Annotated in this window: 23 protein-coding genes and 1 pseudogene; 6 read left to right on the top strand and 18 right to left on the bottom strand. The window is 45.7% G+C overall.

Going from position 1 to position 23,679, the window contains the following annotated elements; genetic code table 11:
• Nucleotides 1-2: 2 nt before the first annotated feature.
• Entirely contained in the window at nucleotides 3-1,433 is a 1,431-nt protein-coding gene (gene leuC, locus G517_RS0108750; RefSeq protein WP_028304092.1) for a 3-isopropylmalate dehydratase large subunit, read from the bottom strand.
• A 154-nt stretch (nucleotides 1,434-1,587) separates the two neighbouring features.
• On the opposite strand from leuC, the gene G517_RS0108745 reads away from it, so the two are divergent.
• A complete protein-coding gene (locus tag G517_RS0108745) occupies nucleotides 1,588-2,463 on the top strand; it encodes a LysR family transcriptional regulator (RefSeq protein ID WP_028304091.1) in 876 nt (291 codons plus the stop codon).
• A gap of 60 nt (nucleotides 2,464-2,523) precedes the next feature.
• Here the strand turns inward: G517_RS0108745 and G517_RS18455 are convergent, their stop codons facing one another.
• From G517_RS18455 to prmB, 6 genes are all read right to left on the bottom strand, one after another.
• Entirely contained in the window at nucleotides 2,524-4,404 is a 1,881-nt protein-coding gene (locus tag G517_RS18455; RefSeq protein WP_084632146.1) for a PHA/PHB synthase family protein, read from the bottom strand.
• A 122-nt stretch (nucleotides 4,405-4,526) separates the two neighbouring features.
• Nucleotides 4,527-4,940, bottom strand: coding sequence for a phasin family protein (locus G517_RS0108735; RefSeq protein WP_028304090.1), 414 nt, complete (start codon nucleotides 4,938-4,940; stop codon nucleotides 4,527-4,529).
• 247 nt (nucleotides 4,941-5,187) lie between these two features.
• Nucleotides 5,188-5,430: a DUF6489 family protein gene (locus G517_RS0108730; protein ID WP_028304089.1), complete on the bottom strand. Its 243-nt coding sequence runs from the start codon at nucleotides 5,428-5,430 to the stop codon at nucleotides 5,188-5,190.
• A 114-nt stretch (nucleotides 5,431-5,544) separates the two neighbouring features.
• Entirely contained in the window at nucleotides 5,545-6,765 is a 1,221-nt protein-coding gene (locus G517_RS18450) for an MFS transporter (protein WP_036590976.1), read from the bottom strand.
• Nucleotides 6,766-6,889: 124 nt separating this feature from the next.
• Nucleotides 6,890-7,987 carry a chorismate synthase gene (gene aroC / locus G517_RS0108720; RefSeq protein WP_028304088.1) on the bottom strand — a complete coding sequence of 366 codons (1,098 nt, stop codon included), beginning with the start codon at nucleotides 7,985-7,987 and terminating at the stop codon, nucleotides 6,890-6,892.
• A gap of 72 nt (nucleotides 7,988-8,059) precedes the next feature.
• Nucleotides 8,060-8,998, bottom strand: a complete 939-nt coding sequence (gene prmB, locus G517_RS0108715) for a 50S ribosomal protein L3 N(5)-glutamine methyltransferase (protein ID WP_036590973.1) — start codon at nucleotides 8,996-8,998, stop codon at nucleotides 8,060-8,062.
• A gap of 119 nt (nucleotides 8,999-9,117) precedes the next feature.
• On the opposite strand from prmB, the gene G517_RS0108710 reads away from it, so the two are divergent.
• On the top strand, nucleotides 9,118-9,720 hold the full coding sequence (locus G517_RS0108710; RefSeq protein WP_157833176.1) for a Smr/MutS family protein: 603 nt from the start codon (nucleotides 9,118-9,120) through the stop codon (nucleotides 9,718-9,720).
• 20 nt (nucleotides 9,721-9,740) lie between these two features.
• On the opposite strand, the gene G517_RS20100 is transcribed toward G517_RS0108710, so the two are convergent.
• The 3 genes from G517_RS20100 to G517_RS0108695 form a co-directional block, all read right to left on the bottom strand.
• Nucleotides 9,741-10,664 (bottom strand): DUF4892 domain-containing protein, encoded by a 924-nt coding sequence (locus G517_RS20100; protein WP_157833175.1) that lies wholly within the window; start codon nucleotides 10,662-10,664, stop codon nucleotides 9,741-9,743.
• Between the two features lie 164 nt (nucleotides 10,665-10,828).
• A complete protein-coding gene (locus G517_RS0108700) occupies nucleotides 10,829-11,758 on the bottom strand; it encodes an alpha/beta hydrolase (RefSeq protein ID WP_028304085.1) in 930 nt (309 codons plus the stop codon).
• Between the two features lie 38 nt (nucleotides 11,759-11,796).
• Entirely contained in the window at nucleotides 11,797-12,585 is a 789-nt protein-coding gene (locus G517_RS0108695) for an alpha/beta fold hydrolase (protein WP_036590970.1), read from the bottom strand.
• Nucleotides 12,586-12,757: 172 nt separating this feature from the next.
• Here G517_RS0108695 and G517_RS21220 point away from each other — a divergent pair, with 172 nt between their 5' ends.
• Together G517_RS21220 and G517_RS0108685 are read left to right on the top strand one after the other, a co-directional pair.
• Nucleotides 12,758-12,892: a hypothetical protein gene (locus tag G517_RS21220; RefSeq protein ID WP_281167506.1), complete on the top strand. Its 135-nt coding sequence runs from the start codon at nucleotides 12,758-12,760 to the stop codon at nucleotides 12,890-12,892.
• Nucleotides 12,892-13,848, top strand: a complete 957-nt coding sequence (locus tag G517_RS0108685; protein WP_028304083.1) for an AEC family transporter — start codon at nucleotides 12,892-12,894, stop codon at nucleotides 13,846-13,848. The genes G517_RS21220 and G517_RS0108685 overlap by 1 nt, the downstream gene beginning before the upstream one ends.
• Before the next feature lie 130 nt (nucleotides 13,849-13,978).
• Here G517_RS0108685 and G517_RS18440 read toward each other — a convergent pair whose 3' ends face one another.
• The 7 genes from G517_RS18440 to G517_RS0108650 form a co-directional block, all read right to left on the bottom strand.
• A complete protein-coding gene (locus tag G517_RS18440; protein ID WP_051206246.1) occupies nucleotides 13,979-14,875 on the bottom strand; it encodes an alpha/beta hydrolase in 897 nt (298 codons plus the stop codon).
• A gap of 3 nt (nucleotides 14,876-14,878) precedes the next feature.
• Nucleotides 14,879-15,361: a SixA phosphatase family protein gene (locus G517_RS0108675; protein WP_051206245.1), complete on the bottom strand. Its 483-nt coding sequence runs from the start codon at nucleotides 15,359-15,361 to the stop codon at nucleotides 14,879-14,881.
• A complete protein-coding gene (locus G517_RS0108670) occupies nucleotides 15,361-15,675 on the bottom strand; it encodes a DUF4389 domain-containing protein (protein WP_028304081.1) in 315 nt (104 codons plus the stop codon). Before G517_RS0108670 ends, G517_RS0108675 begins: the two co-directional genes overlap by 1 nt.
• Nucleotides 15,676-15,693: 18 nt before the next feature.
• A complete protein-coding gene (locus tag G517_RS18435; protein WP_036590991.1) occupies nucleotides 15,694-16,719 on the bottom strand; it encodes an NAD(P)H-dependent glycerol-3-phosphate dehydrogenase in 1,026 nt (341 codons plus the stop codon).
• Nucleotides 16,720-16,797: 78 nt separating this feature from the next.
• Nucleotides 16,798-17,679, bottom strand: coding sequence for a glucosaminidase domain-containing protein (locus G517_RS18430; protein ID WP_051206244.1), 882 nt, complete (start codon nucleotides 17,677-17,679; stop codon nucleotides 16,798-16,800).
• Nucleotides 17,680-17,752: 73 nt separating this feature from the next.
• Complete coding sequence (locus G517_RS18425) at nucleotides 17,753-18,760, bottom strand: D-alanyl-D-alanine carboxypeptidase family protein (protein ID WP_051206243.1); 1,008 nt, start codon at nucleotides 18,758-18,760, stop codon at nucleotides 17,753-17,755.
• Nucleotides 18,761-18,883: 123 nt separating this feature from the next.
• Nucleotides 18,884-20,818, bottom strand: coding sequence for a DUF3413 domain-containing protein (locus G517_RS0108650; protein WP_051206242.1), 1,935 nt, complete (start codon nucleotides 20,816-20,818; stop codon nucleotides 18,884-18,886).
• 35 nt (nucleotides 20,819-20,853) lie between these two features.
• Between G517_RS0108650 and G517_RS0108645 the strand changes: the two genes are divergently transcribed.
• Nucleotides 20,854-21,819, top strand: a complete 966-nt coding sequence (locus G517_RS0108645) for a D-2-hydroxyacid dehydrogenase (RefSeq protein ID WP_036590967.1) — start codon at nucleotides 20,854-20,856, stop codon at nucleotides 21,817-21,819.
• A gap of 100 nt (nucleotides 21,820-21,919) precedes the next feature.
• The gene (gene rsuA, locus G517_RS0108640; RefSeq protein ID WP_028304077.1) at nucleotides 21,920-22,618 is read left to right on the top strand and encodes a 16S rRNA pseudouridine(516) synthase RsuA; all 699 of its coding nucleotides are present in this window, start codon (nucleotides 21,920-21,922) and stop codon (nucleotides 22,616-22,618) included.
• Between the two features lie 169 nt (nucleotides 22,619-22,787).
• On the opposite strand, the pseudogene G517_RS20490 reads toward rsuA, so the two are convergent.
• Nucleotides 22,788-23,631: pseudogene (locus G517_RS20490) on the bottom strand (IS5 family transposase).
• Nucleotides 23,632-23,679 lie beyond the last annotated feature (48 nt).

The following is a 23,679-nucleotide window of genomic DNA, read 5'->3' as shown; positions in this document are numbered from 1 at the left end:
GATTAGCTTGCTTGCAAAACGTCACGAACATCAACAAAATGGCCCGCAACCGCTGCGGCTGCGGCCATGCCAGGGCTGACCAGATGCGTACGACCACCAAAACCCTGACGACCTTCAAAGTTACGGTTCGATGTTGAAGCACAATGTTCCCCTGCGCCCAGCTTATCGGCGTTCATCGCCAAGCACATAGAACACCCAGGCTCACGCCACTCAAAACCGGCCTCAACAAAGATCTTATCCAAACCTTCTTTTTCTGCCTGCTGCTTCACCAAGCCAGAACCTGGAACCACTAGCGCCTGCTTAACATTGGCCGCTACTTTTTTACCTTTAGCCACCGCCGCCGCTTCACGCAGATCCTCAATACGGGAGTTCGTGCAAGAACCGATAAAAACACTATCCAGCTTAATATCAGTAATTGACTGTCCTGCTTGCAAACCCATATATTCCAAGGCACGGGCATAGGCCTTTTGCTGATCTTCTTCTGCCTGTTCTGCAGGGTTTGGCACGATACCTGAAACCGGCAATACCATTTCAGGAGAGTTACCCCAAGTCACTTGTGGCTCAATATCGGCAGCATCTAACTCAACGACAACATCAAATTCAGCATCAACATCAGAATGTAGATCCTGCCAAGCGGCAACGGCTTGTTCCCACTGAGCCTCTGACGGTGCAAAAGGTCGACCTTTAACATAGTCGATAGTGGTTTGATCAACGGCCACCAGACCAACACGGGCACCGGCCTCAATCGCCATATTACAGATGGTCATACGGCCTTCCATTGAAAGGCTTTGAATCGCTTCACCACCAAATTCAATAGCACAGCCATTACCGCCTGCAGTGCCTATTTTTCCAATAACCGCCAAGACAATATCTTTACCGGTAACACCAGCGGCCAACTTGCCATTGACCTTAACCAGCATATTTCTCATTTTGCGCTGAATCAGACACTGAGTTGCCATCACATGCTCAACTTCAGACGTACCAATACCATGGGCCAGCGCACCAAAAGCACCGTGGGTAGCGGTATGGGAGTCGCCACAAACCAAGGTCATGCCGGGCAGCGTTGCGCCTTGCTCTGGGCCAACAACATGCACAATACCCTGACGAATATCATTAATTTTAAACTCCGTGATACCAAAGTCATCACAGTTATCATCCAGAGTAACCACTTGAATTTTAGACACCGGATCTTTAATACCGTCGTTACCCTCATTACGCTCTTTTAAGGTTGTGGGTACGTTGTGATCAGGGGTTGCTAGATTCGTATCCAAACGCCAAGGTTTACGTCCCGCAAGACGCAGCCCTTCAAAAGCCTGAGGTGAAGTCACTTCATGCAACAACTGGCGATCAATATAGATTAACGACGTGCCATCATCCCGCTGTTGTACTAAGTGGTTATCCCACAATTTGTCATATAGCGTTTTGCCTGCCATTTGCCTAGCTCCTCATCATTTATTTGGGCCACCTCTAAGGGTGTTTAGGCCAGTTTATAAGCCACTGACCGATAAAACAAATTCATATTTTTTATCTATTGGATTCCAATTGGTTATACTTAGAACTAATGCCTTTTATTAGTGAAGCAGAAGCATGGATACCCAATCTTTATTGGCTTTTATCGCCGTTGCAGAAACCCGGTCTTTTTCTAGGGCTGCTGAACAATTGCACCTGACACAACCCGCTATCTCTAAACGGATCGCCAATCTTGAACAGCAACTAAGCTGCCGGTTGTTTGATCGTATTGGCCGTCAAACACATCTTACGGAGGCAGGACAGGCCTTAATGCCAAGAGCCCAGAGAGTACTTGTCGATATTGAAGACACTCAGCGCTTGCTCAATAACTTGAATGGCGATATTTCCGGCTCTTTAGTCTTAGCCACCAGTCATCACATCGGCTTACATCGCCTTCCCCCTGTACTTAAAGCCTTTACAGGTCAGTACTCTCAGGTGAAGCTAGACATGCGCTTTTTGGATTCTGAGCAAGCCTATGACGGTATTTTGCAGGGCCAGCTTGAGCTAGCAGTCGTCACCCTTTCACCTAAAACCAATTCAAGCCTTAAAGTCGTACCTATTTGGACGGATTATCTCAAGCTTGTCGTGGCAAAAGATCATCCATTGAACCAGCTCACTCAAGCAAGCCTTAAAGATTTAACTCAATTTGATGCCGTATTGCCCGGCTTTCAGACCTTTACCCGCGGTATTGTAGAAAGTGCCTTTGCAGAGGAAAACCTGACACTTAAAGTCGCGCTATCAACCAATTACATGGAAACGCTAAAAATGATGGTATCCATTGGTCTCGGCTGGAGCCTTCTGCCAGACACCCTAATTGATGACAGTATGCAGGTAATCCCACTGCCAGATGTAAAGATCACACGACCTCTGGGTTATCTCTACCATAAAGAACGAACCCTATCTAATGCAGGGCAAAAGATGATTCAGCTGCTAGATCATGAACGCCGGAGATAAAATAACGCAACGAAAAAAGCCCACACAAGGTGGGCTTTCGCTTAGGCCAATCCATTTATTTTAGTTGGCTGCCGCTTTTTTTTCTGAGTCTGAGCTATCATCAGCACCCGCAACCGCTTCTGCTTTTAACACATCAACGATACGCAAGGTGGCATAAGTACCAGGAGCCGCTTCAATAACATCTAACTTACCAGCACCAGGTTCACGGGCTGCAACCATGGTTTTAGGGTCAGCATATTTATTTGATGTTGACCATTCTTGCCAGTTTGGCCACCAAGAACCTGCATGCTTTTCAGCACCAGCAAACCAAGCATCAGGAGTATCTGCTAGCTTATCATTTGTCCAGTAACCGTATTTCTCTTTGGTTGGTGGATTAACGATACCTGCAATATGACCAGATCCTGACAGAACAAACTTAACCGGCCCAGAATGCACTTGAGCACCCTTGTAGGTTGAAGTCCATTTGGCAATATGGTCCTGAATGGTCGATACGAAATACACCGGCGTTTTGATCTTACTCAAATCAATCGGCGTTTCATTCAGAGTAATACCACCGGGCTTAATCAGGTTGTTCTCTAGGTACATATTACGCAGATAGAATTTATGCATCGCCGCTGGCATATTTGTACTGTCGGTATTCCAGTACAGTAGATCAAATGCTGCTGGGCGCTCACCTTTCAGATAGTTATTGATAAAGAATGACCAGAAAAGATCGTTCTCACGCAACAAGTTAAAGCTGAAAGCCATCGCACGACCATCAAGATAACCATCACGGTCTAATTGACGCTCAATGCCTGCCAGTGTTGCTTCATTGATAAAGACACCAATTTCACCTGGATCGGTGAAGTCTTGCAGCGTAGCCATATAGGTTGCGGACTTAACGCGCTTATCATTCTTGGCGGCCATATAAGCGAGTGTTGATGCCGTAAGCGTACCACCGATGCAGTAAGAGATGATGTTAACCTCTTTCTCACCAGTTGCTTGTTCAATCGCATCAATCGCCTCTAGTGGGCCTTCCAGCATGTAGTTTTCAAAACCTTTATCCCGCAGTGACGGCCCTGGGTTTACCCAGGAAACGATAAATACGGTATGGCCTTGATCTACTAGCCACTTAACCAGCGAGTTACTCTCACGCAGGTCAAGAATATAATATTTGTTGATCCAAGGTGGCACGATCAACAGAGGTGTTTTAAAAACTTTTTCAGTCGATGGCTTGTACTGAATCAGCTGCATCAGATCGTTCTGATAAACAACTTCGCCAGGTGTGCTGGCAACATTTTCACCGGGTTTAAAAGCCGTACGATCTGTCATTGCTACGTTCAAGCCATCACGACTGGATTTTAAATCTTCAACCAGTTGAGTCATGCCTTGAATAAGATTACGCCCTTTTGTTTCAAAGGTACGGCGCAGCACTTCAGGGTTTGTTGCCACAAAGTTACTTGGGCTCATTGCATTAACAAATTGACGGGAATGGAAGTCAACGGTTTGCTGAGCATGAGGGCTTAAGCCTTCAATATTGTGTACAACGTTGAAAACACTACGAGCAAATAACAAGTATGACTGTTTAATAAAATCAAACAGTGCATTTTCCGCCCAATCTACATCGGAAAAACGTCGATCATCTTTAGCGGGTTCAACAACAGGTTCGACAGTTTCTCCAAGCATCTGGCGAGCTACATTTTGCCAAAGCTGGATCTGGTTTTTCCATAGGTTCATCTGCTCTTCGTAAACAACCATTGGGTTGACGGCAAGCTGTTCTGACATTTTCTGGAAAGATTCGGACACATCTGACAGAACAGACAAAGATGGATCACTCATGCCCTGACGAGACATCAGTTGTTCAATCAGTTTTTGGTATTGGCTGTTGGCATTGGAAATAAAATCGGCCAATTCGGCTGGATCATAGATATAATCTGTTGAATCTTTGCTCTGTTCACTCATGAGCATACCTCGCTAGGCCCAAAAGGCCGGATCATCCCTGGTGTCTTTCGACAAGCATCACTAATTCGGAAAGCGGGAAAAAAAGAAAGCCGCATTAACGCGGCTTTCTCTTGCTCAGCAGATTAAGCTGAAGCAGCACCACGGGTGCTAGTACGCTTCTCAGGCTTTGCTTCAGCAGCCGGAGTAGTTGTAGCAGCCGTTGCAGAAGCACGAGACTCTTCAACAATCTTCTCTACTTCTTGTTTAAATTCCATGGTCATATCGGCCATGCTTTTCGCATCTTCTAGAACTTTTTTGCTCAGAGTGCTCATCAGCTCAGCCTGTGATGCAGTGAAGTCACGAACAGACTCAGCATCTTTAACTTCAGTAGCGTTTTTCAGTTGGTTAACGCCCATTTTGCTGTAAGATTTTAGAGCTTCAATTTGAAACTCAGTCATCTTTTCCATGTTCTCAACCATAAGCGAGTTCATTTTGCGCATTGGTGCGTACATGTTTTTAGTTTGTTCAGCAAAAGCGTTCATGATTTTATCTTGCATGGTGTATTCCCTTTATTTAGATTATCGACTTGAACAATTCTATGGCTTGCCAAGTGTCAGTATGATTACATCTTAGAGGCATTCACATTGCATCGCACAAAAAATCAAATTTGATTTTAGTATGCTTCAGCGTTAATTAACTTAGCGTTAAATATGATCTACCAATGCTTCCCGCATCAACAGTAGACCCTCTCCCTGTCGCTTCCCTATCTCTATTAGAACATTCCCTTTTTACTTTTGAAGTGTTTTATTTTTGCTGGGTGTAACTATTGAGCATTTGCATCATCATTTTTTGATACGTCTCAACAGAATCAAACCCTTGGCTGACAAAAGGCTTCATCAGCGCCAAAGGTTCGTACCCCTCAACACCTTCTTCCATCTGTTGGCGGATTTTAGCCACCAACTCTTCCTGAAATTTCTGTACATCCGGAAGACCCATTGCCTTACGGAATTCTTCAGGTGTCATATCGACTTCGATGTTTACCTTCATGGTATCTCCTTTCCCTTACAAAAAGGGAGGTTAGTACTAATGTAACTCGCTGCCACATTATGTTGCAACTGCACAAAAGAAATCTGTGCGACTGTTAACGACTTTACAGTCACGCTACGAGGCCCAATACTGGCGATGTCGCCATAAAGACAGCCAAATTAAGGTCGCGCCTAAACCTGCAGCAAGACCTGCTGTTAGATAACTAACCTCTGCACCGGCCTGCTGCCAGAGTAAACCACTCCCCCAAGCACCAAGCGCACCGCCAATACCAAAGCCAAGACTGCTATAAATAGCTTGCCCCTGAGCCGCATGGTTCCCTTTAAAAAACCGCTGCACTAAAGCAATCGATGCTGCATGAAAACTGCCAAAACTCGCCGCATGCAACAACTGTAATAACAACAGCATAGGCAATACATCAGAGAAAAAACCAGTTAACCCCCAACGTAGTGCTGCCAGTACTAAACTCACTAGCAAAATATCTTCGGCTTTAAACCGTGCTAATAATCGGTGCATTATGGCGAAAATAATTACTTCAGCCATTACACCTAATGACCATAGCAATCCGATCAACGTCCGGCTATAGCCAATCTCCTCCATAAAGATGGAGAAAAACGTATAATAGGGGCCATGGGAAACCTGCATCAATACCACGGCCAATAAAAACACCCAGACCGGAGGTGTCGCCAATATACATAAAAAATGCTTATTATTAGGCTTAACAGCTAGATCGTTACGATCAACCTCAACGCAGGGCCTTAGACTATCGTTATCCGCTAAACGTTCATTGAGTACCACAGGTGAAGGGATAAACCATGAACTTAGGGCCATCAAGCCCATAATCACAAAAATGGACACCGGCAAATAGGTCACGTCCACTATATCCAGCAGCCAACCCAAACCGGCGACCGCAGCAATAAAGCCAATCGAGCCCCACAATCGTATCTGACTATAACGATCTTCATATCCCTTAATCGCTCTAAGGGTAATCACTTCATATTGCGGTAAGATGGCATTCCAAAAAAAACTGTATAAAACCATCGCCGCCGCCATCGTCCAGAATCCTTGCTGAAGATATACAGCGAGAAAACTTAAAGGGGTTAAAAGTGCACCAATCCGCATAACAGGGATATGTGCATTATTACGATCAGCCCAGTAACTCCAAAGGTTAGGCGCAACAAGCTTGGTGGCAATAAACACCGCCATTAAGGCTCCAATTTCTTCTGTACCAAAGCCTAAAGACTGAAGGTATAAACCCCAGTAGGGGTTGGTTGCTCCTAGCACCGCAAAATAGAAAAAATAGACCGATGACAACGGCCAATAGGCTTTTACGGCCATAGAAAAGCAACTCCAACGATATTATGAAAGGATCGGTAAAAGGTCATCAGACAAAAAAATACCCCGACCAAATAGCCGAGGTACTTTTTATTATTAAAGCACGGGGCATCAAGCTTTGTGCCAATTAAACCGTAGCAGGTACGATAGGGGTCGGCATCTCAACATCACCACACTGGGCACGGTGGCGCAGGTAATGGTCCATCAAAGTAATCGCCATCATCGCTTCAGCTATCGGTGTCGCTCGAATCCCAACACAGGGGTCGTGACGACCTTTCGTGACCACCTCAACAGGCTCACCATCAAGGTTGATGCTCTTACCGGGTAGATGCAGGCTAGAGGTTGGTTTTAGTGCGATATGAGCTACAATATCTTGACCGGATGAGATCCCCCCCAAAACACCACCGGCATGATTGGATAAAAAGCCTTCCGGTGTCATTTCATCTCGGTGCTCCGTTCCCTTTTGTGCCACAGAATCAAAGCCCGCGCCAATCTCGATACCTTTAACTGCATTAATGCTCATTAAAGCATGGGCAAGCTCTGCATCCAGACGATCAAAGATAGGCTCTCCCAATCCTGGCGGTACATGGCTTGCAACAACGGTCACTTTTGCGCCGACTGAATTCCCTTCTTTTCGCAAAGCATCCATATAGCGTTCCATTTCAGGAACTTTATCCGCATCAGGGCAGAAAAAAGCATTGGTATTAACCAAGTCCCAATCAATCTTTTCGACCTTAATGGGGCCAAGCTGAGACAAATATCCCCGTACCTCGATACCTAAACGCTCTTTAAGGTATTTTTTTGCAATCGCGCCAGCGGCAACCCGCATAGCAGTTTCACGGGCAGAAGAGCGTCCACCGCCACGGTAATCACGGAAACCGTACTTCTGATTGTAGGTGTAATCCGCATGGGCTGGCCGATACTGCTGTGCAATATTGGAGTAATCTTTCGAGCGCTGATCGGTATTTTTAATCATCAGGCCGATCGCCGTGCCAGTGGTTTTACCTTCAAAGACACCGGATAAAATTTCCACCTCATCAGGCTCACGGCGCTGAGTGGTATGGCGAGACGTACCCGGTTTCCGGCGATCTAAATCAATCTGCAAATCCTCTGCCGTCAATTCTAGCCCCGGAGGACAGCCATCAATAATGGCGCCTAAGGCAGGGCCGTGGCTTTCACCAAAGGTGGTCAGGGTGAACAGTTTTCCAAAGCTATTACCAGACATGACACTCTCTCTTGCATTGCCCCTTAGGGCATTATTTATTCTTTAAATTCGATTCTGGAGTATTGCTCTATCTCAGCAAGCCTCTAAAGCAAACTGATCTGCAAACTCAATCAACTGTTCTGCTGTCAGCATAAAAACACCTTGCCCGCCCATTTCAAACTCTAGCCATAGAAAAGGCACCTCTGGGAAGGCTTCTTGTAACGCAACCTCGCTATTGCCGACTTCACAAATTAACACGCCTTGCTCTGACAAATACCGTGGCGCATCCCGTAGCATACGGCGGGTAATATCTAAACCATCAATGCCAGAGCCTAAACCTAACGCCGGCTCATGCTGATATTCATCAGCCATCGCGGTTAAGTCTTCTTCATCAACATAAGGCGGATTAGAAACGATAAGATCATAACGGGCATCCGCTGGCAGATCGTCAAACAGATCCGACTGATAAACCGTTACTTGATCCGCAAGGTCGTGGCGTTCAACGTTACTACGGGCAACGCATAATGCTTCCTCTGATATATCGGCTAAATCAACCCGTGCGTAAGGAAAAGCGTAAGCGGTTGCGATACCAATGCATCCGCTGCCGGTGCAAAGATCAAGAACACGAACAGGTTCTTCTATCAACCAAGGTTCAAAGTGATTTTGAATCAATTCACTTATTGGAGAACGAGGCACCAAAACACGGTGATCAACATTAAAGGGTAAGCCTGCAAACCAAGACTCTCCCAATAAATAAGCCAACGGAACACGATCTAAGCAGCGCTTCTCAACATGACTCAAAACGACCATAGCTTCATCACGGGTAATACGCGCATCCAGCATTGTTGGATCAAAGTCCCAAGGCAGGTGCAGGCTACCTAGCACCAAGTGCACCGCTTCATCCCATGCATTATCAGTTCCGTGTCCAAAATAGACGTTGTGGTGATTAAGCTGGGAAAAAGTCCAGCGAACATAATCACGAATAGTAAACAATTGCTGGGAAATATCTGTTAGCGTTTTGCTTTGTGGCACGGGTGTTCTCCAATAATCAGCCTTACGTTAAGTTTAACCCAGCTATCGTTTGCTATAAACCAATTGCGCCTCAGTGTTCATCTGGTATCGTTGCGCCATCCAGAATACCGAGCAAAATCATGAGTAAAATATTTCAGCCAAATGATACCCCGTTCAACGATGCATCAATTGATGATGCGTCTGACGATATGGATCTTTTCCGTTCCGCCATGAGTGGTGTCAAGCAGATCAAAAGCGACAAGGTCATCTTAAAGAAACCGAAAAAGAAAGATATCAATGTCGATGTTAAACGTGCGGCAGCCACCGCCGTTGATGAAAAATTTATAGTCGACCATCTTTCTGAAGGTAATATTCCCGATAAAAAACCCAGTGATCTTTTAAGCTTTAAAGTACCGGACTTACCCCTGCGTACTTTTCAGGAGTTTAAAAAAGGTGAGATGACCTGGCAGGAAGGGTTAGACCTTCACGGACAAAGTGTAGAAGAAGCACGGGCGGAGCTTTACGGATTTATTCAAGACTGTCGTGCCCGTCGCTTTAGAAATGTGATAGTGGTGCACGGTAAGTCTTGGACGGAAGGTAGCGGGCGGGCGGAGCTTAAATCCTACGTTAACGCTTGGCTGCGGCAGATGCCTGATGTGATCGCCTTCCACTCCTGTTTACCCGCGGATGGCGGCACAGGAGCGGTGTATGTTCTGCTCAAAACAAAGGAATGGGGCCAGTAGCCCCTTCTTTTATCAATTGTTTACTGCTGAATCAACAGCTCGATTCGACCGCCATAGACAACAGAGTCCTTTGTCGGAGCGAGTCCGCCAAGCCCTTTCGCGCTGGCTTTATCCTCAGATAAACCAAAATGCTGCAAAGACTTAAGTAAGCGCTTTGCCGCTTTCTCCGATTTTTCTTGTAGCGTCTCTTGGCTATTGCCCTTGCCGTAATGGTGAGCGACCAGCCAGTAGCGGTCATTAGAGTTTTGTAGTTGCTTTACTAGCGCCTGTACTGTGCTATTCGCACCCTCTTCAATCTGACCGTCAGCGGTAGCCGGTAAACGCACCCACCCTGTCTCTTTTAATTGCTGGAAGAGCGTCTTCTGCACGCCTTTTTGATCTATTTCTTCTGCTTTTACGCGGTAATGCTGCACGTAGGCGTAAATGCGTCCGGTACCACGCTCGGTGATATAGACCGAGATATAATCAGACCAATCACCATCATCTTTGCGCCCAGCGATATAGTGTTGCTTTCGATCGACACCATAAAGCGTCGACACCTTAAACACCCGATTAGCCCAGTCGCTACTACTACCACATTCACGGCCACTACATTCAAATAAAATCTCACGACCGGGTTGCTGCAACTGTTTTTGGTAATGCTCTAAAATATCATCGGTATCTCGGGTAGAACGAATACGGTACATCGTTTGGTTTAGCGTTCCCCCAGGCAGGTTTAACCACGTTTCTGGAAAGGGTTCTCCGTTTTTATTCTGAATACGCCCCGTTGCCAGTAAATGCTGACTTTCAGTACTACTCTTCGTCATCTCCTGCTCGGCTAACGGGTAAGAGGCCAAACCTTGATCCGCTTGGACTAACGATCCTGCGGACAAAAGCAAAAGTGATAACACAGCACACCTTAGGCGCTGAACAGCACGGGTGTTTAGCATAGTCAATACAGTCACGGTGATCCTCTCTGGTTTAAAAGATGGCATATCGGTTTAAAAGAATAAAAGATGGGCTTCGGTCAGTATGAGCGTATCAAGCACCATTATGTCTACCTAGACTGCAAATGTACTGAAAAATTCGTTTAACCTCTTTTCTCTTAACCTTCTCTTTATCAACATTTTTATGCATTCTGCCAAAACTGGATCAAGGTACCTGCAACAGCCGGTGCGCTTTCAAGCTCCAGATGAAGATGATGATTGCCAGGCAAAATATGCTGCTGGATATCCGCCACCTTTTCTTTTCGTAGCGGGGTATTATCGCCATTAACTAAAAAGCCCTGCTCACCAATAACCAAGCAAGTAGGTGCCGTTATGGCGGCACAAAAGCTGTAAACCTGTGCTTCGGTCAATCGCACCGGTGACGGTATACGCAGACGGGCATCTGAGCGCCAGCGCAAACCATCACTATCCTGCCATGTTCCTCTTTCGGTTAACGGAAGCGCTGCTTGATAACTGATCTCACCAATACCCTTCATGCGCGCCTTAGCCGCCTCATCAACCGTAGCGTAGCAAGGCGGTGCTTTATAAGACTTTGTTTTATGATGTTGTGACTGACGAGCCTGCGATGGATCACTTTGTGATTGACCGCCCTGTAAGCGATAACGCCCCAAGGCTTGTGATAGCTGCTGCGGAGACTCATCCGCCGGCGTTGCTAGCGGCCCCAAACCTTCAATTAAAGCCACGCGCCTAATGCGGTCAGGTATAGCGCCAGCCATTAAGGTGGCAACACCGGCTCCCATTGAATGACCTAATAGATCGACTTGCTCCCAACCCTGAGCATCCATAAGCAGAGCCATATCGATAACGTTATCCCAGATATGGTAGTAAGATCCCTTAGGTCGATGACTGGAATGGCCATGCCCTACCAAATCAACCGCCCAAATATCTAAATCACAGGCTTCAGCCAACAAAGGGGCAATTTGACTAAAACTTTGACAATTATCCAGCCAGCCGTGCATTGCTAATACCGGTTGATGATGCCCCTTACCCCAGCGTAAGCCAGAAAGAGACACATAGTCTAAGTCGATTTGGAAAGGTATCGGTTCCTGCATCGTTGGCGCTCCCGTCATGCTTATTATCGATGTTGTTATTATTGGCTAACCTGCATTCGCTTCATCATGGCTTTAATCTGTTGAGCTGTCGACTCGGGATGCTCAAGAGGGAATAAATGACTGCCTTTTGCCACATCCCAATTAAAACCTAAACGCTTAATACCTCGTAGCCCATCGGGAGGAATGACCGATGCCGTTTCACTGGTTAACACTGAGATAGGAACCTTTATTTTCCGGCCTGAACCCCATAGGTTGTCCGCAATACCACAGTAAATCTGATACTCCACTTCCGGTAAAAAGCTGAGCACCCTTTGCCCAGATTCAGCACGGGTTCCCGCTGAGACATAATCAGCCAAGCACCGCTCATCAAAATGCTGAAATAAAGAACGCGATTGCAAATAATCCATAACAGCCTGTTCATCTGGCCAGCTTTTTTTACGATATCGACTGCGACGGGCTGGGGTAATACGGTCGATACGTCCCGCTCGTTTGGCTACTTTTAGCATCCAAGGGCGCAGGCCAGAAATATAGAGCGGAGGATCAAGTAAAATAAGCCCTTTGAAATAATGCGGCGCTTTTAAGGCTGCTCGGTACATTAAGACCCCACCGAGTGAGTGGCCTATTCCCCAGACAGGTTCAGGGCTCTTACTTAAAAGGTCGAGCTGCTCATCGGCTAAGGCATCCCAGTTATTCGCTACCGGCCAGCGGGGATCATGGCCTATATGAGAAATACCTTGCAGGTCAAACCCGTGACCTAAGGCTTCGAACATCACGCGATAACTTCCCATAGGAAAGCCATTGGCATGGGCAAATTGAATGATTGACATAACAGGCTCCAAAGCAAACGTACGTTTGATTTTTATACCTAGACTCAAGAAGCACAAGACAACAGAGGTTTTGCCCCTAGGAATAATTAATCAACTTGCAGGAAGGGCGTGCTCAAAGTAAAGTCAGCATCCCCGATAAATCACCCTTTTGGCAGAGCACAGAGGAAATCTAATGAGCCTTGATCCTGATAAATCCAAACGTCCTAGTCGTTCTCCTGAGGTTAAAAGAAAACGTAACTTAAGCTTTTTTATTACGATATTAGCGGCTATTGCCTTTGCTGCATGGCAGATTAGTCAGTCAAGCTAATGGATGCCTTTTTAAACTCCCTTAGCGCCACACTTGAGATTACCGCCCCAGTTTTTATTATTGTGTTCTTAGGGGTACTCTTTAAACAATGGCGATGGCTGGATGATCATTTTGTCAAAATAGCCTCAACACTGGTATTTCGTGTTGCCCTGCCAACACTTGTCTTTCTTAATATCAGTAAAACCAATCTTAAAGAAAGCCTAGACCCTAACGTGTTGCTTTATGCCGCACTGGTTACTCTAGTGAGTTTTTTCTTTCTGATTTGGGCCGCTCGCTATTTAGTATCCGTACCAGCGGATCGTGGTGTCTTTATCCAAGGCAGTTTCCGGGGTAATCAGGGTATTATTGGCATGGCTTTAGTGGCCAATCAGTTTGGTGAAGCGGGCTTACCTATTGCCTCACTGCTTCTAGGCTGTTTAATTATTATCTACAATATTCTTTCGGTGATCGCCCTTAGCACCTCTCAACCTGAGCGCGCGGGCTTAGGCTGGAAGCCTATTTTTGTCGATATCGCCAAAAACCCGCTTATTTTATCGGTACTGCTGGCGCTACCTGTCTCCTATTTCCAGTGGACGCTCCCACCTTTAGTGCTTAAAACCGGTACTTATTTTTCTGGGATGACCCTACCCTTAGCCTTGCTCTGTATTGGAGCCTCATTAAGCCTAAAAGCGCTACGGGCCTCATCATTAGCCTCCTGGGGGGCCACAACGATGAAGCTTGCGATTCTTCCTATCCTGATGACAGCCGGAGCTTGGTCTTTAGGCTGGACAGGTCAAACCCTAGGGGTTTTATTCCTCTATTTTGCCAGTCCAACAGCCGCAGGCAGTTTTGTCATGGCGAAGGCGATGGGCGCAAACGGCCCGTTGGCAGCAAACATTGTTGCTCTCACAACGGTTGGCTCAACGATTAGCATAACGCTTGGTGTATTTTTACTGCACTGGTTTGAGTTAACCTAGCCGTAGCGCTGTTGAGCTAAAGTGAAAAAAAGATTAAAAAAAAGCCGCCCATAAATGGCGGCTTTTAACAGATAAGACATCTATCATCAAACGAATGAATAGTAGATATTGCTGTCTCAAAACGAACGGTTTAACGTTCCCCTTGAACTCTCGCCTGTAAAAACTCACCCACCTCTTTTAACGCTTCATCTGCCTGAGGAAGGTAACGATGCAATAGCTGCCAAACATGGGGCATCTGACTCCATTTGCTAATCTGGACAACAGATCCCGCTTTCTCCAAACCTTCGGCTAAACGAATACCATCATCTAACAAAAGCTCTTGTCGACTCACCTGAACCAAACTAGGTGGCAATCCAGATAAATCACCAAACAATGGCGATACACCCTTAGAATCTAAACGCTCTTTGCCTGCATACACATGGGCAAAACTTTGCATTTGAGCTTTATTTAAGACCATATCCGTTGGCGTATTGGTGTCTAAGCTAGGCGTTGTACACGTAAGATCAACCCAAGGTGAAAGAAACACACCTGCCGCGGGTAATTCTTGCCCACGAGCTTTCATACGTTGCATTAAAGCCAAAGCTAAACCGCCACCGGCAGAATCACCCGCAAAAGCGATCTGCTGAGGTGTAACACCAACATCAATCAACCATTGATAAGCTGCCTCAGCATCATTAAGACCCGCTGGGTAAGGCCCTTCGGGTGCAAGCCGGTACTCAATAAGCAGCACACGAGCATTGGCTCTATGGGCTATTTGAGCCGCTAGTTCTCGATGGGTGTCAATCGAGCCTAAAACATAACCACCACCATGAAGATAAAGCACATAGCGGCGAGGGGCGTCGTGGTCCCAATATAGAAGCTCAGACTTAATACCATTAGCGTTTTGTTCGCTAACAATTAAGCCGTGAGGCTTTTTTGGACGCAACATAGCACTTTCTAGCTGATCTCGTATCAACCGACAATACTGGTTCAGTCCCTGTTTATGCCAAAAATCAAAACTCTGTCGAAAGGGTTCAAAGTTAATCACAGATTACTCCAAATCTGCGGCATGGATCACCGTCACTACATGGGCTAGGCCAAGGCCCCAAACATCAGCTTCTAAAATTGTTACAGAGGCTGTTGCCATTGGATAAAAGCCTTGCTCGTGGCCATTGACCAATAAACTGATCAACCGGCTCACAAGAGGTTGATGGGTCACTAACAAAAGAGTGCTATCCCCATCGTTTTCAGAAAGCGTGCTAAGCCAGTCGATAACCGCTAGCGGATCATCCTCTGGGGTGATTAATGGTTGGGTATGGCTGGATTTCAGCTCCGTATTACGCTGAATCTCATGACACGTTTGCTTAGCTCTTAGATAAGGGCTGTAATATGCCGTGGCACCGCTTAAATAAGAGTCTATGGTGCAGGCCATTTTTCGAACGTCTGACACGCCTCGGCCTGTTAAGCAACGTTCAAAATCTCGGGTAGCACGACCGGCTTCCCCATGTCGAAATAGAACCAAACGCATCGCCATTAATCTTGATCTTTTGCCTGATAAGGGTCCGCATCAGGAGCTTCGCCTTGGGGCCAAGGAGAAAAAGGAAACGGTTTTTCTTCACAGTTATAAGTCAAATACCGGTAAACCTGATAAGCGTAACGGGACAATCCCGCGCCAGCTTGCTGGAGAAATAAGTTTTTCTCACCGGAAAAGGCGATAAAAATAACCTGCAGCACAATACTGATGCCCAGCAGAATTTCTGCGACCTGATAGGCCAGCAAAAAAAACAACATAAAAATAATACGCAGCCAAAATACTTCGGTGGCGATACCTTGCTTCTTATCATTCATTGCCAGATTTCCCTTTAATTAAGAGGAGCGGGGTAAAACAAACTCAACATCAGTGCTCTGCTCTCCCGACATTAAACCACGAATAACCTTTTCAACCGGAAGATTATTAAATAAAACCTCATATAAGCCACAGGCCAGCGGCATATAAACCTGCATCTCAACCGCCTTATTTCTAACAAGACGAATCGTGTTAACCCCTTCCGCTACTTGGCCAAGTTCTGCCACGGCATCATCCAGTTTCTTTCCTTTTCCTAAGGCATAGCCAACCCTAAAATTACGACTTAAGGGTGACATACAGGTGACAATAAGATCGCCTACGCCAGAAAGACCTAAAAAAGTCATCGGGTTAGCGCCCATGCTAACGGCAAAACGGCTCATTTCTGCAAGGCTGCGAGTAATCAGCATACTCTTGGTATTTTCACCCACACCAAGCGCCGAAGCCATACCTGCAGCAATGGCATAAATATTTTTAAGGGCACCGCCAAGCTCTACACCAAATAGGTCATTACTGGCGTACACTCTAAAGTAATCACAGCCCAGCACTTCCTGAATAATTTCTCGTGTTAGAGCATCTTCACTAGCGACCACCGTAGCGGTCATCTGCTTTTGTGCAATCTCACTGGCAAGATTAGGCCCACTTAACACGCCAATATGCTGGCTTGGCGTATGGCTGCGCAAAATCTCGGACATCAATAAAAAACCGTCCTCTTGGATACCCTTGGCCGTACTAATCATAATCTGATCAGGACGAAGACAATGAGCAACTTGATCAACCACAATGGCAAAGGCTTTACTGGGAATCGCAACAAAAATAATATCGGCATGAGCAACCGCAGCCACAACATCAGTTGTCGCCTCTACATTGCTATTAATTTCATAATCAGGAAGATAACGAGTGTTACGACGCTTGCTATTAATATCATCAGCTAGCCGTTCATCGCGCAACCATTGAATGACTGGGTAGCCATTATCTGCTGCAATGCTTGCGATTGCAGTACCGAAACTTCCACCACCTAAAACGGTTACAGCCTGTTTAGTCGTCATAAAAACTCTTGGCTCTCTTTATTTTGGCTCTGCTTTAAATGCAGATAACTGAATCATACCGCTAAACGAGAGTAAATTTTACTGGAGATTTTCGGCTGATATGCTTTCAATCAAAGCTTTATTGCTCTTAATCATAGCTTTCAGTTCATCAACGTAGGCTTGGCCTCTCTGGGAGTAGCGCCCTAGATAATTCGCTAAATAAAGAGCTTGTTCCGCCCCGGTTAGATCTGGTCGTTGAGCACGGGCCACACGCAATTTTTCATAAGCTGAAAAACCATTCAAATTTTGCAGGTAAGCTCGAATACTCAACTGAGGTGAGCGAAAGGCCGCTACTTCATGATACTGCCCTTCGGGTCGCTGTTTCGGCACAAGACCACAACCTTGGCTAAAGCACCATTGCCCGAATAAATTATTACCTTGCTGGGCAAAACGAGACCGCCCCCAAGCAGACTCATTGGCAGCCTGAACAAGAACAAGCTCTATCGGTATCGGCGCCACATGACCCATTAATTGGTTGACTAAGGCCTGCTTCTGTTTTGAAGAGCCTGGCAACTGATACGCTTTATGGCTGGTATTAATGACATTGTAACGTTGAAGAAGGGTGACAAGGATCTTCTGTTGGGGCTCTGTCAATTGAGACACATCAAGCTCTTTCAGCCACTCTCGCTGTGTTGCTATATGCGCATTTTCAATCTCGACCATTGGCTTTAATAGTGCAAAAAATCGAGACTTTTTCTGTGCAACAGTACCCGGTGCTAACAGCCCATGCAACGATACAGGTGTTACTGCTGGATAATCGCCTGCATCAATCTGGCTAACCGATTGATCCCAGCCGGTTAACGCGCTATTGGTTGGCGTGCAAAATAACCCCCCAATAATTACAACGCCAGCAACAAGAGCCACACTGAAAAATGGCATTAACTCTTTTTGCGATGAAGACTCTTTTGATGATGAAAGCATAAATTACCCCATAAAAAAATGCACAGCTATAAGGCTGTGCATTCTCTATGAAAACAATCACAATAGCTAAAGTTTAAACCACTTGAATATGCCAAGGCTCGTAGCGAACGCCAAACTTATTGTCATCTGTGTAACGGATTGCAATATACCCCAGATCTTGAAGCTTCTTATAAACATCAGTATCTGCAAAATCTTCAGTAAAGTTTTTATAGCCGAAGCCTACTTTGCCTACATCAAAATCGCCAATGGCATGATATGAATAACCAGGAGGAGCAAGAGAGCGTGAAGCTTTAGACATATTGCCTTCCGCTTGAGACACCTTGGACAGGTAAAGATACATCTGCTTCACCGTGCCACGAATACCCGATGTCAGCACAATATCCTCACCCACATCTTTCCTTAGCTTGTTGTATAAAGCCTGTGATTTACCTTTAAAGAGGAAATGCCCCGTTTTGGGTATTTTAAGAAGATCTCGCGAAGGGATACGCTCTGTTAGACCCGACATCACTTTTTCACCATAGAAGCCATACGTTCGGGCATCGGCAAAAAAGAGTTGCTCTAAATATTCCAGCTCAACTTTGGTAAATTCACCTACTTGAGAAAAGTTGCGACCATACTTAATCATCTGATCAAAGCTAATCAAGTTAAAGTTGCCGTGACCAACGGTTCGTTGAACCCGAGACATCCTAGCCAGTGCATCTTTAACCAGCTGAAACTCTTCAGGGCTGATAAAATAATCGTCTTCAAACACACCTTCAAAATAGCGTATTTTCTGCATGTACTCTTTAACATGCGGATCAACTTTAGCAGCCTCAAGATCTGCATTAAGGTCGGCTACTTGTTGCTCAAGCTTGGATGGCGCAGAAACCTCATGAAAGTCAGCACCTGCAGCATGATCTTCAACTATTTCGGCGAGTTTTTTAGGCACTTCAGGAAGTGCTGCAACAGCATCATCCTCAGCAAAAGGCGTAGCACTAAGGCTTGAACTATTACCTTGTAATAGCTGACGCATTACAGACCCGCTGCCTAAGGCAACAAATCCGCTGATTGATAATGCTTTTAAAATGCTTCGACGATCCACAGCTACCATCCAGTGTTTAGTCAATATTGAAGAGTTTCAAGCTTAAACTCTATATTTTTTCCTGACAAGCAGCCCTATCCTACTAAATCGACAACAAAACAGGCAAGTACAAGATATCAATTATCAGCGATAAAATTTGGATAAGATTTGTAACACTTCTACACCAATATTATTGGGCATACGTTCTCCCTTTAGTTTTTCGTTGTCTAAAGAGAGTACCTCGTAGCCACCTGTAGGGTACGTTGCCACAATTTTATCTTTTAAAACAAGTCCATAATTAAAATAACTATGCACAAGCAACCAACTTCGAGCACTTGAAGCGTCAAATAAATTATAACCAATCGAGTAATCTGATGGCGGATTTAAGCAACCCAGCACACCAGATAGCACCGTAGGGGCCATATCGTAATGGCTGGTTCTATAATCAAATACCTGCCGACCCTTACCAGGCCACAGCATTATCAAAGGAACTTTGGTTTGATATTGAGTGAAACTACTACCATGCCCCCAAAAATTCTTACCCAGATCATTAAAGTCTTCGCCGTGATCAGATGTAATCACCAGCAGGGTATTATCCAGTATACCGTCCTGATCGAGTTTCTGAACTAGCTGATAGATCTGCTCATCCACATAACCCACCGCATTTTTATAACGATTAAAGTACGGAACGGGGTCAAAATCATTATTCAGTTTAACGTGATCAACACGCTCCCATTGAGGCTGAAATTTGTCATAACCCTTAGGAACATCATAACCGTGGGCAGAATCTAAAAATATAAAACTGAAAAACGGCGCAGGGCTTTCCTCTTTATTGAGATCCTTTTCTTGATTCAAACCAAGCGTTCTATGGGAAAGAAACGTTTGAAAATCAGTAATAGCATCCCGGTCACGCTCAGAGGGGGAGCCTCCTTCCGACTGAAGCCTTAAATTTTCTACGGTTGGAAAAACAGTACGATCAAAAGCAGGGCTTAGCAGCGTAGCCGAGCTAAAAACCCCTATATCATAGCCAAAACGTTGATGTTGGCGTATCCATAGCGCGCCCTCTTGAGCGGAGGCAAAGCCATCCCAATAGGTTGGTGGCAAACCAAAAAACAGAGAGAAGATTCCACCTTTAGTAACATTTCCACCACTATAATGATCGGTAAAAACCTGTGCAGAGTCACTCTGAGCTAGCTTAAATAGATGAGGCGTAACGTCGGCATTAAAAACATCCGCTCGCATCGCATCAACGGCAATAACAAGCACATTAAGAGGGGACTCCGGCTTCTGGCACTGCAAGGGATTCAAAGGATACTTAAGGGCATTGCTACCCTTCTTAATATGCAGATCCATTTCTTGATTAATACTACTGGGGTCAATCAACCCCAACTCGACCAGATCCCGCTTTGCCGTCACCGGATAGTAAAAAGGTAAATGGCGCGTAATACCGGTTACCTCAGCGTCATAATGCGCCTCGTACCAAACATGCATCAGCTGGCTACTAACAATAGCCACAAGCCAACTCGCAAAGAGATACTTTCCCTTGCCTTGGACTTTTTGTTCCTGAACAATAAAAGTGATTAGCGATAACGACCAAAGTACAAGTAAAGCAATAAACAGCAATGTACCCGCCATAACAGCAAGCGTAAACCAAGAAAGCTTTATCATCTCTCCAGCACCCGGCGCGGTCAGTAGCTCCCAGACAAAACCACTCAGATGGAAACGGTATTGAGCATAAACCGTGGTATCAACCGCCAATAAAGCCAGCCCAAGAAAGACCGTCATAAAGCCGAGGGGTAATAGCAACCAGCGCGAGGGCACCAAAAGAGCCAAAGGCACAAACACTAACAGCCAAGCCAAAAACGGAAATAGGCCAAAGTGCCCGACGTAAGCAGAAAGCAAGTACAGGCTGCTGTGAGCCTCGCTAACCTGAATAAAAGGCAGGTAACGACTCGCAACAAGGTAAATCATAAATGCGGCAGCAACCGCAAGCCAGCCCACAAAGCGCACCCACTGACCGCGAGTAAAGGTTTTACCCTGACGCCATGAATAACTTAAACTAGTCCAAATTTTTAACATGTGATTTAGCCTTTAATAGCTCTAGGAGCAAACCTATGCCTCTTAAAAATACACCTCTGAACCTTAAGGGAGTATTACTTGATGCCGACAGTCTTGGCGATAATCTTGATTTTTCATGCCTTGAAGCAGCCTTAGGCTCTTTTGTCAGCTATGCTGAAACAGCGCCAGATCAAGTCCAAGAACGTATCCAGGATGCAGATATAGTCCTAAGCAACAAAGTTGTTATTGATGCTCACGAAATTAAAAACGCCCAGCAACTAAAGTTAATCTGCGTCTTAGCCACAGGAACCAACAATATTGATCATGATGCCGCCCAACAGGCCGGTATCCCCGTTTGTAATGCTATCGCTTACGGCACCAATAGCGTTGCTCAACATACCTTAATGCTGATGTTAATGCTGTCGACTCGCCAGCCCTTATATCAAAAATCCGTGGCAGAAGGTGCCTGGAATAGCAGTCCACTGTTTTGCCTAATGCAGCACCCCGTATCGGAACTTGCAGGTAAGCATTTAGTGATTGTCGGAGCCGGTGTTCTGGGGGCAAAAGTGGCACAACTGGCAGAAGCCTTTGATATGAAGGTCAGCTTTAGTGCCCGCCCAGGTAATGAAAAGAATGACCAGCGACCCTCTTTAGATCGCCTATTACCAACTGCAGATATTCTATCGCTACACTGCCCGTTAACAGAAAATACCGAAAACCTGATTAACGCCGCGCGTTTGGCTCAAGTAAAACCAGAACTATTGGTGGTAAACTGTGCCCGTGGCGGTATCGTAAACGAAACCGATATTCTTGCCGCACTTAAAAGCAAGCGTATTAGTGGTTATGCCACCGATGTACTAACCCAAGAACCTCCGGTTAACGGAAATGGCTTGCTTGATGCGTTAAATGAAACACTCAACCTAATTGTAACGCCGCATAATGCTTGGATTTCACAAAATGCTCGACAGAATATTGTCGATCAAACCGCCGCCTCAATTCAATCATTTACCGCTACGATTTAATGAAAAGCGAAGAGCGTTCCAACGAATAGCTTGTTCACAAGTTAACGACCTAACCACTTAAAACCACCCAATCACCCAACTAAGAGCCCCCTAACCTAATATGCGTCTTGATAAGTTTATTTGCCACCATACGGGAATCTCCCGAGTAGAAGCCAAACGCGTTTTACGCCAAGGCCTAGTCACTCATAATGATGAGGTCATTAAAGACCCGAGTTTTAAAGTCAACGATGATACCAATATAGAGTTTAATGGCCGCAGCTATGGCCCCGTTAAGCCTCGTTACTTTATGCTAAACAAGCTAGCCAATACGCTCTGCTCAACCATTGATGAAGAATACCCATCGGTTCTTAGTGATATGGATCTGCCCCATACCAAAGGGCTGCATATTGCTGGTCGACTGGATGTTGATACCACAGGCTTAGTACTGATTACCGATGACGGTCAATGGTCTCACCAAATCACCTCACCGAAAAAGCAGTGCATGAAACGCTACCGTGTTTGGCTAGCAGAGCCTTTAGCCCCTGACGCAGAAGAGCGCTTTAAAGAAGGTGTTCAGCTACACAGCGAACTGGAATTAACCAAGCCTGCCTTGCTTAACCGTATTACCAATACCGAAGTACAACTGAGCATCAGTGAAGGTAAATACCATCAAGTTAAGCGTATGTTTGGAGCTATCGACAACAAGGTAGTACAACTGCACAGAGAAAAAATCGGTGATATTACCCTTGACCCAGAGCTGGGCGAAGGTGAGTGGCGCGCGCTAACAGAGCAAGAGATCAACAGCGTTTGGCAAAAATAGTAGAGCAGAAATAGTTTAGGGAACCTCTGCGTAACCCATCAGCTCTGCCGTTTAAACTGCTACCAGACACTTTTGAGCCACAAAAGCCCTTTCTACTCATATTCGAGAGCCTTTCGGCTCCGTTTTATGCCTGATTTCCCAATTTTACCGGATTTCAGGCGCACCTTCCCTATGCAGGATAATGTTTCTCTGTGATTAATAGGTTGGCAAAACCCAACAACATATAGAATCTGGCCATGTTTTTCTTCAGCCCCTTGTAACGAGCTTTGCTGTAACCAAGCACCTACTTTACATACCGAAAGGGATGTTTCACTAACGCTCGGATCGAGACTTTTTTCTCTCGGATCATCCTTATCCCACGGTTTGCGCTGACTGGGACGTTTGGCGATAAACCAGTCAACCTCCGGTTCTTTTGCTTGTCACGTTTATGCACGCCCTTTTCCAGCGAGTAAACCGCACCTCTGAGATCATCGGCACCGATAGATATCTTCATGCCGAATACCACTGATTGCCCTTCTTGCTCTGGCGCTTCTGGATCACGCTTCCCCGTTTTGTTTTTGGTTGACCTGGGTGCACTAAGAATACTGGCATCCATCCGTGTGCCTTACTGCTGGAGTTCCTCATTAATGCATTGGAAGACTTTACGGGCCAGCTCCTGTTTCTCTAACAAATGCCGGAACTTCAGAATGGTGGTTTCATCGGGCAGGCTGCGTGTCAGGTCAAGGTTTGCAAAACAGCGCATGGAGTCGATTCCATAAAGCGCATCTTCCATAGCGGGATCGCTCAGATTGTAAAACAACTGCATCGTATGGATTCGCAACATGGACGACAAAGGGTAAGCAGGCCTGCCGTACATTCTGGTAATAAAAGGGTTGAATCAGGTCTTCCAACGTGTTCCAGGGGATGAGTTTATCCATGCGCTCAAGAAAACGCTCACGACGTATTTTCCGCTTCTTGTGAATCTGTTCGGCATCCGTAAAAGACGTTGTTGCATGGTCATATCCTGACGTCATTCGTTATGCTGAGATTATCGCAAATTTTGGGAGTTGATCAGAGTATCC

Origin of the sequence: Oceanospirillum maris DSM 6286 (assembly GCF_000422865.1) — a bacterium.
GTDB classification, from domain to species: domain Bacteria; phylum Pseudomonadota; class Gammaproteobacteria; order Pseudomonadales; family Halomonadaceae; genus Oceanospirillum; species Oceanospirillum maris.
This window is presented reverse-complemented; position numbering and strand designations above follow the sequence as displayed.

What these genes read in the sequence shown, in the direction of transcription:
- leuC (WP_028304092.1), bottom strand. Translation starts at nt 1,433, where the DNA reads ATGGCAGGCAAAACGCTATATGACAAATTGTGGGATAACCACTTAGTA.
- G517_RS0108745 (WP_028304091.1), top strand. Translation starts at nt 1,588, where the DNA reads ATGGATACCCAATCTTTATTGGCTTTTATCGCCGTTGCAGAAACCCGG.
- G517_RS18455 (WP_084632146.1), bottom strand. Translation starts at nt 4,404, where the DNA reads ATGAGTGAACAGAGCAAAGATTCAACAGATTATATCTATGATCCAGCC.
- G517_RS0108735 (WP_028304090.1), bottom strand. Translation starts at nt 4,940, where the DNA reads ATGCAAGATAAAATCATGAACGCTTTTGCTGAACAAACTAAAAACATG.
- G517_RS0108730 (WP_028304089.1), bottom strand. Translation starts at nt 5,430, where the DNA reads ATGAAGGTAAACATCGAAGTCGATATGACACCTGAAGAATTCCGTAAG.
- G517_RS18450 (WP_036590976.1), bottom strand. Translation starts at nt 6,765, where the DNA reads ATGGCCGTAAAAGCCTATTGGCCGTTGTCATCGGTCTATTTTTTCTAT.
- aroC (WP_028304088.1), bottom strand. Translation starts at nt 7,987, where the DNA reads ATGTCTGGTAATAGCTTTGGAAAACTGTTCACCCTGACCACCTTTGGT.
- G517_RS0108710 (WP_157833176.1), top strand. Translation starts at nt 9,118, where the DNA reads ATGAGTAAAATATTTCAGCCAAATGATACCCCGTTCAACGATGCATCA.
- G517_RS0108700 (WP_028304085.1), bottom strand. Translation starts at nt 11,758, where the DNA reads ATGCAGGAACCGATACCTTTCCAAATCGACTTAGACTATGTGTCTCTT.
- G517_RS0108695 (WP_036590970.1), bottom strand. Translation starts at nt 12,585, where the DNA reads ATGTCAATCATTCAATTTGCCCATGCCAATGGCTTTCCTATGGGAAGT.
- G517_RS21220 (WP_281167506.1), top strand. Translation starts at nt 12,758, where the DNA reads ATGAGCCTTGATCCTGATAAATCCAAACGTCCTAGTCGTTCTCCTGAG.
- G517_RS0108685 (WP_028304083.1), top strand. Translation starts at nt 12,892, where the DNA reads ATGGATGCCTTTTTAAACTCCCTTAGCGCCACACTTGAGATTACCGCC.
- G517_RS0108675 (WP_051206245.1), bottom strand. Translation starts at nt 15,361, where the DNA reads ATGGCGATGCGTTTGGTTCTATTTCGACATGGGGAAGCCGGTCGTGCT.
- G517_RS0108670 (WP_028304081.1), bottom strand. Translation starts at nt 15,675, where the DNA reads ATGAATGATAAGAAGCAAGGTATCGCCACCGAAGTATTTTGGCTGCGT.
- G517_RS18435 (WP_036590991.1), bottom strand. Translation starts at nt 16,719, where the DNA reads ATGACGACTAAACAGGCTGTAACCGTTTTAGGTGGTGGAAGTTTCGGT.
- G517_RS18430 (WP_051206244.1), bottom strand. Translation starts at nt 17,679, where the DNA reads ATGCTTTCATCATCAAAAGAGTCTTCATCGCAAAAAGAGTTAATGCCA.
- G517_RS0108650 (WP_051206242.1), bottom strand. Translation starts at nt 20,818, where the DNA reads ATGTTAAAAATTTGGACTAGTTTAAGTTATTCATGGCGTCAGGGTAAA.
- G517_RS0108645 (WP_036590967.1), top strand. Translation starts at nt 20,854, where the DNA reads ATGCCTCTTAAAAATACACCTCTGAACCTTAAGGGAGTATTACTTGAT.
- rsuA (WP_028304077.1), top strand. Translation starts at nt 21,920, where the DNA reads ATGCGTCTTGATAAGTTTATTTGCCACCATACGGGAATCTCCCGAGTA.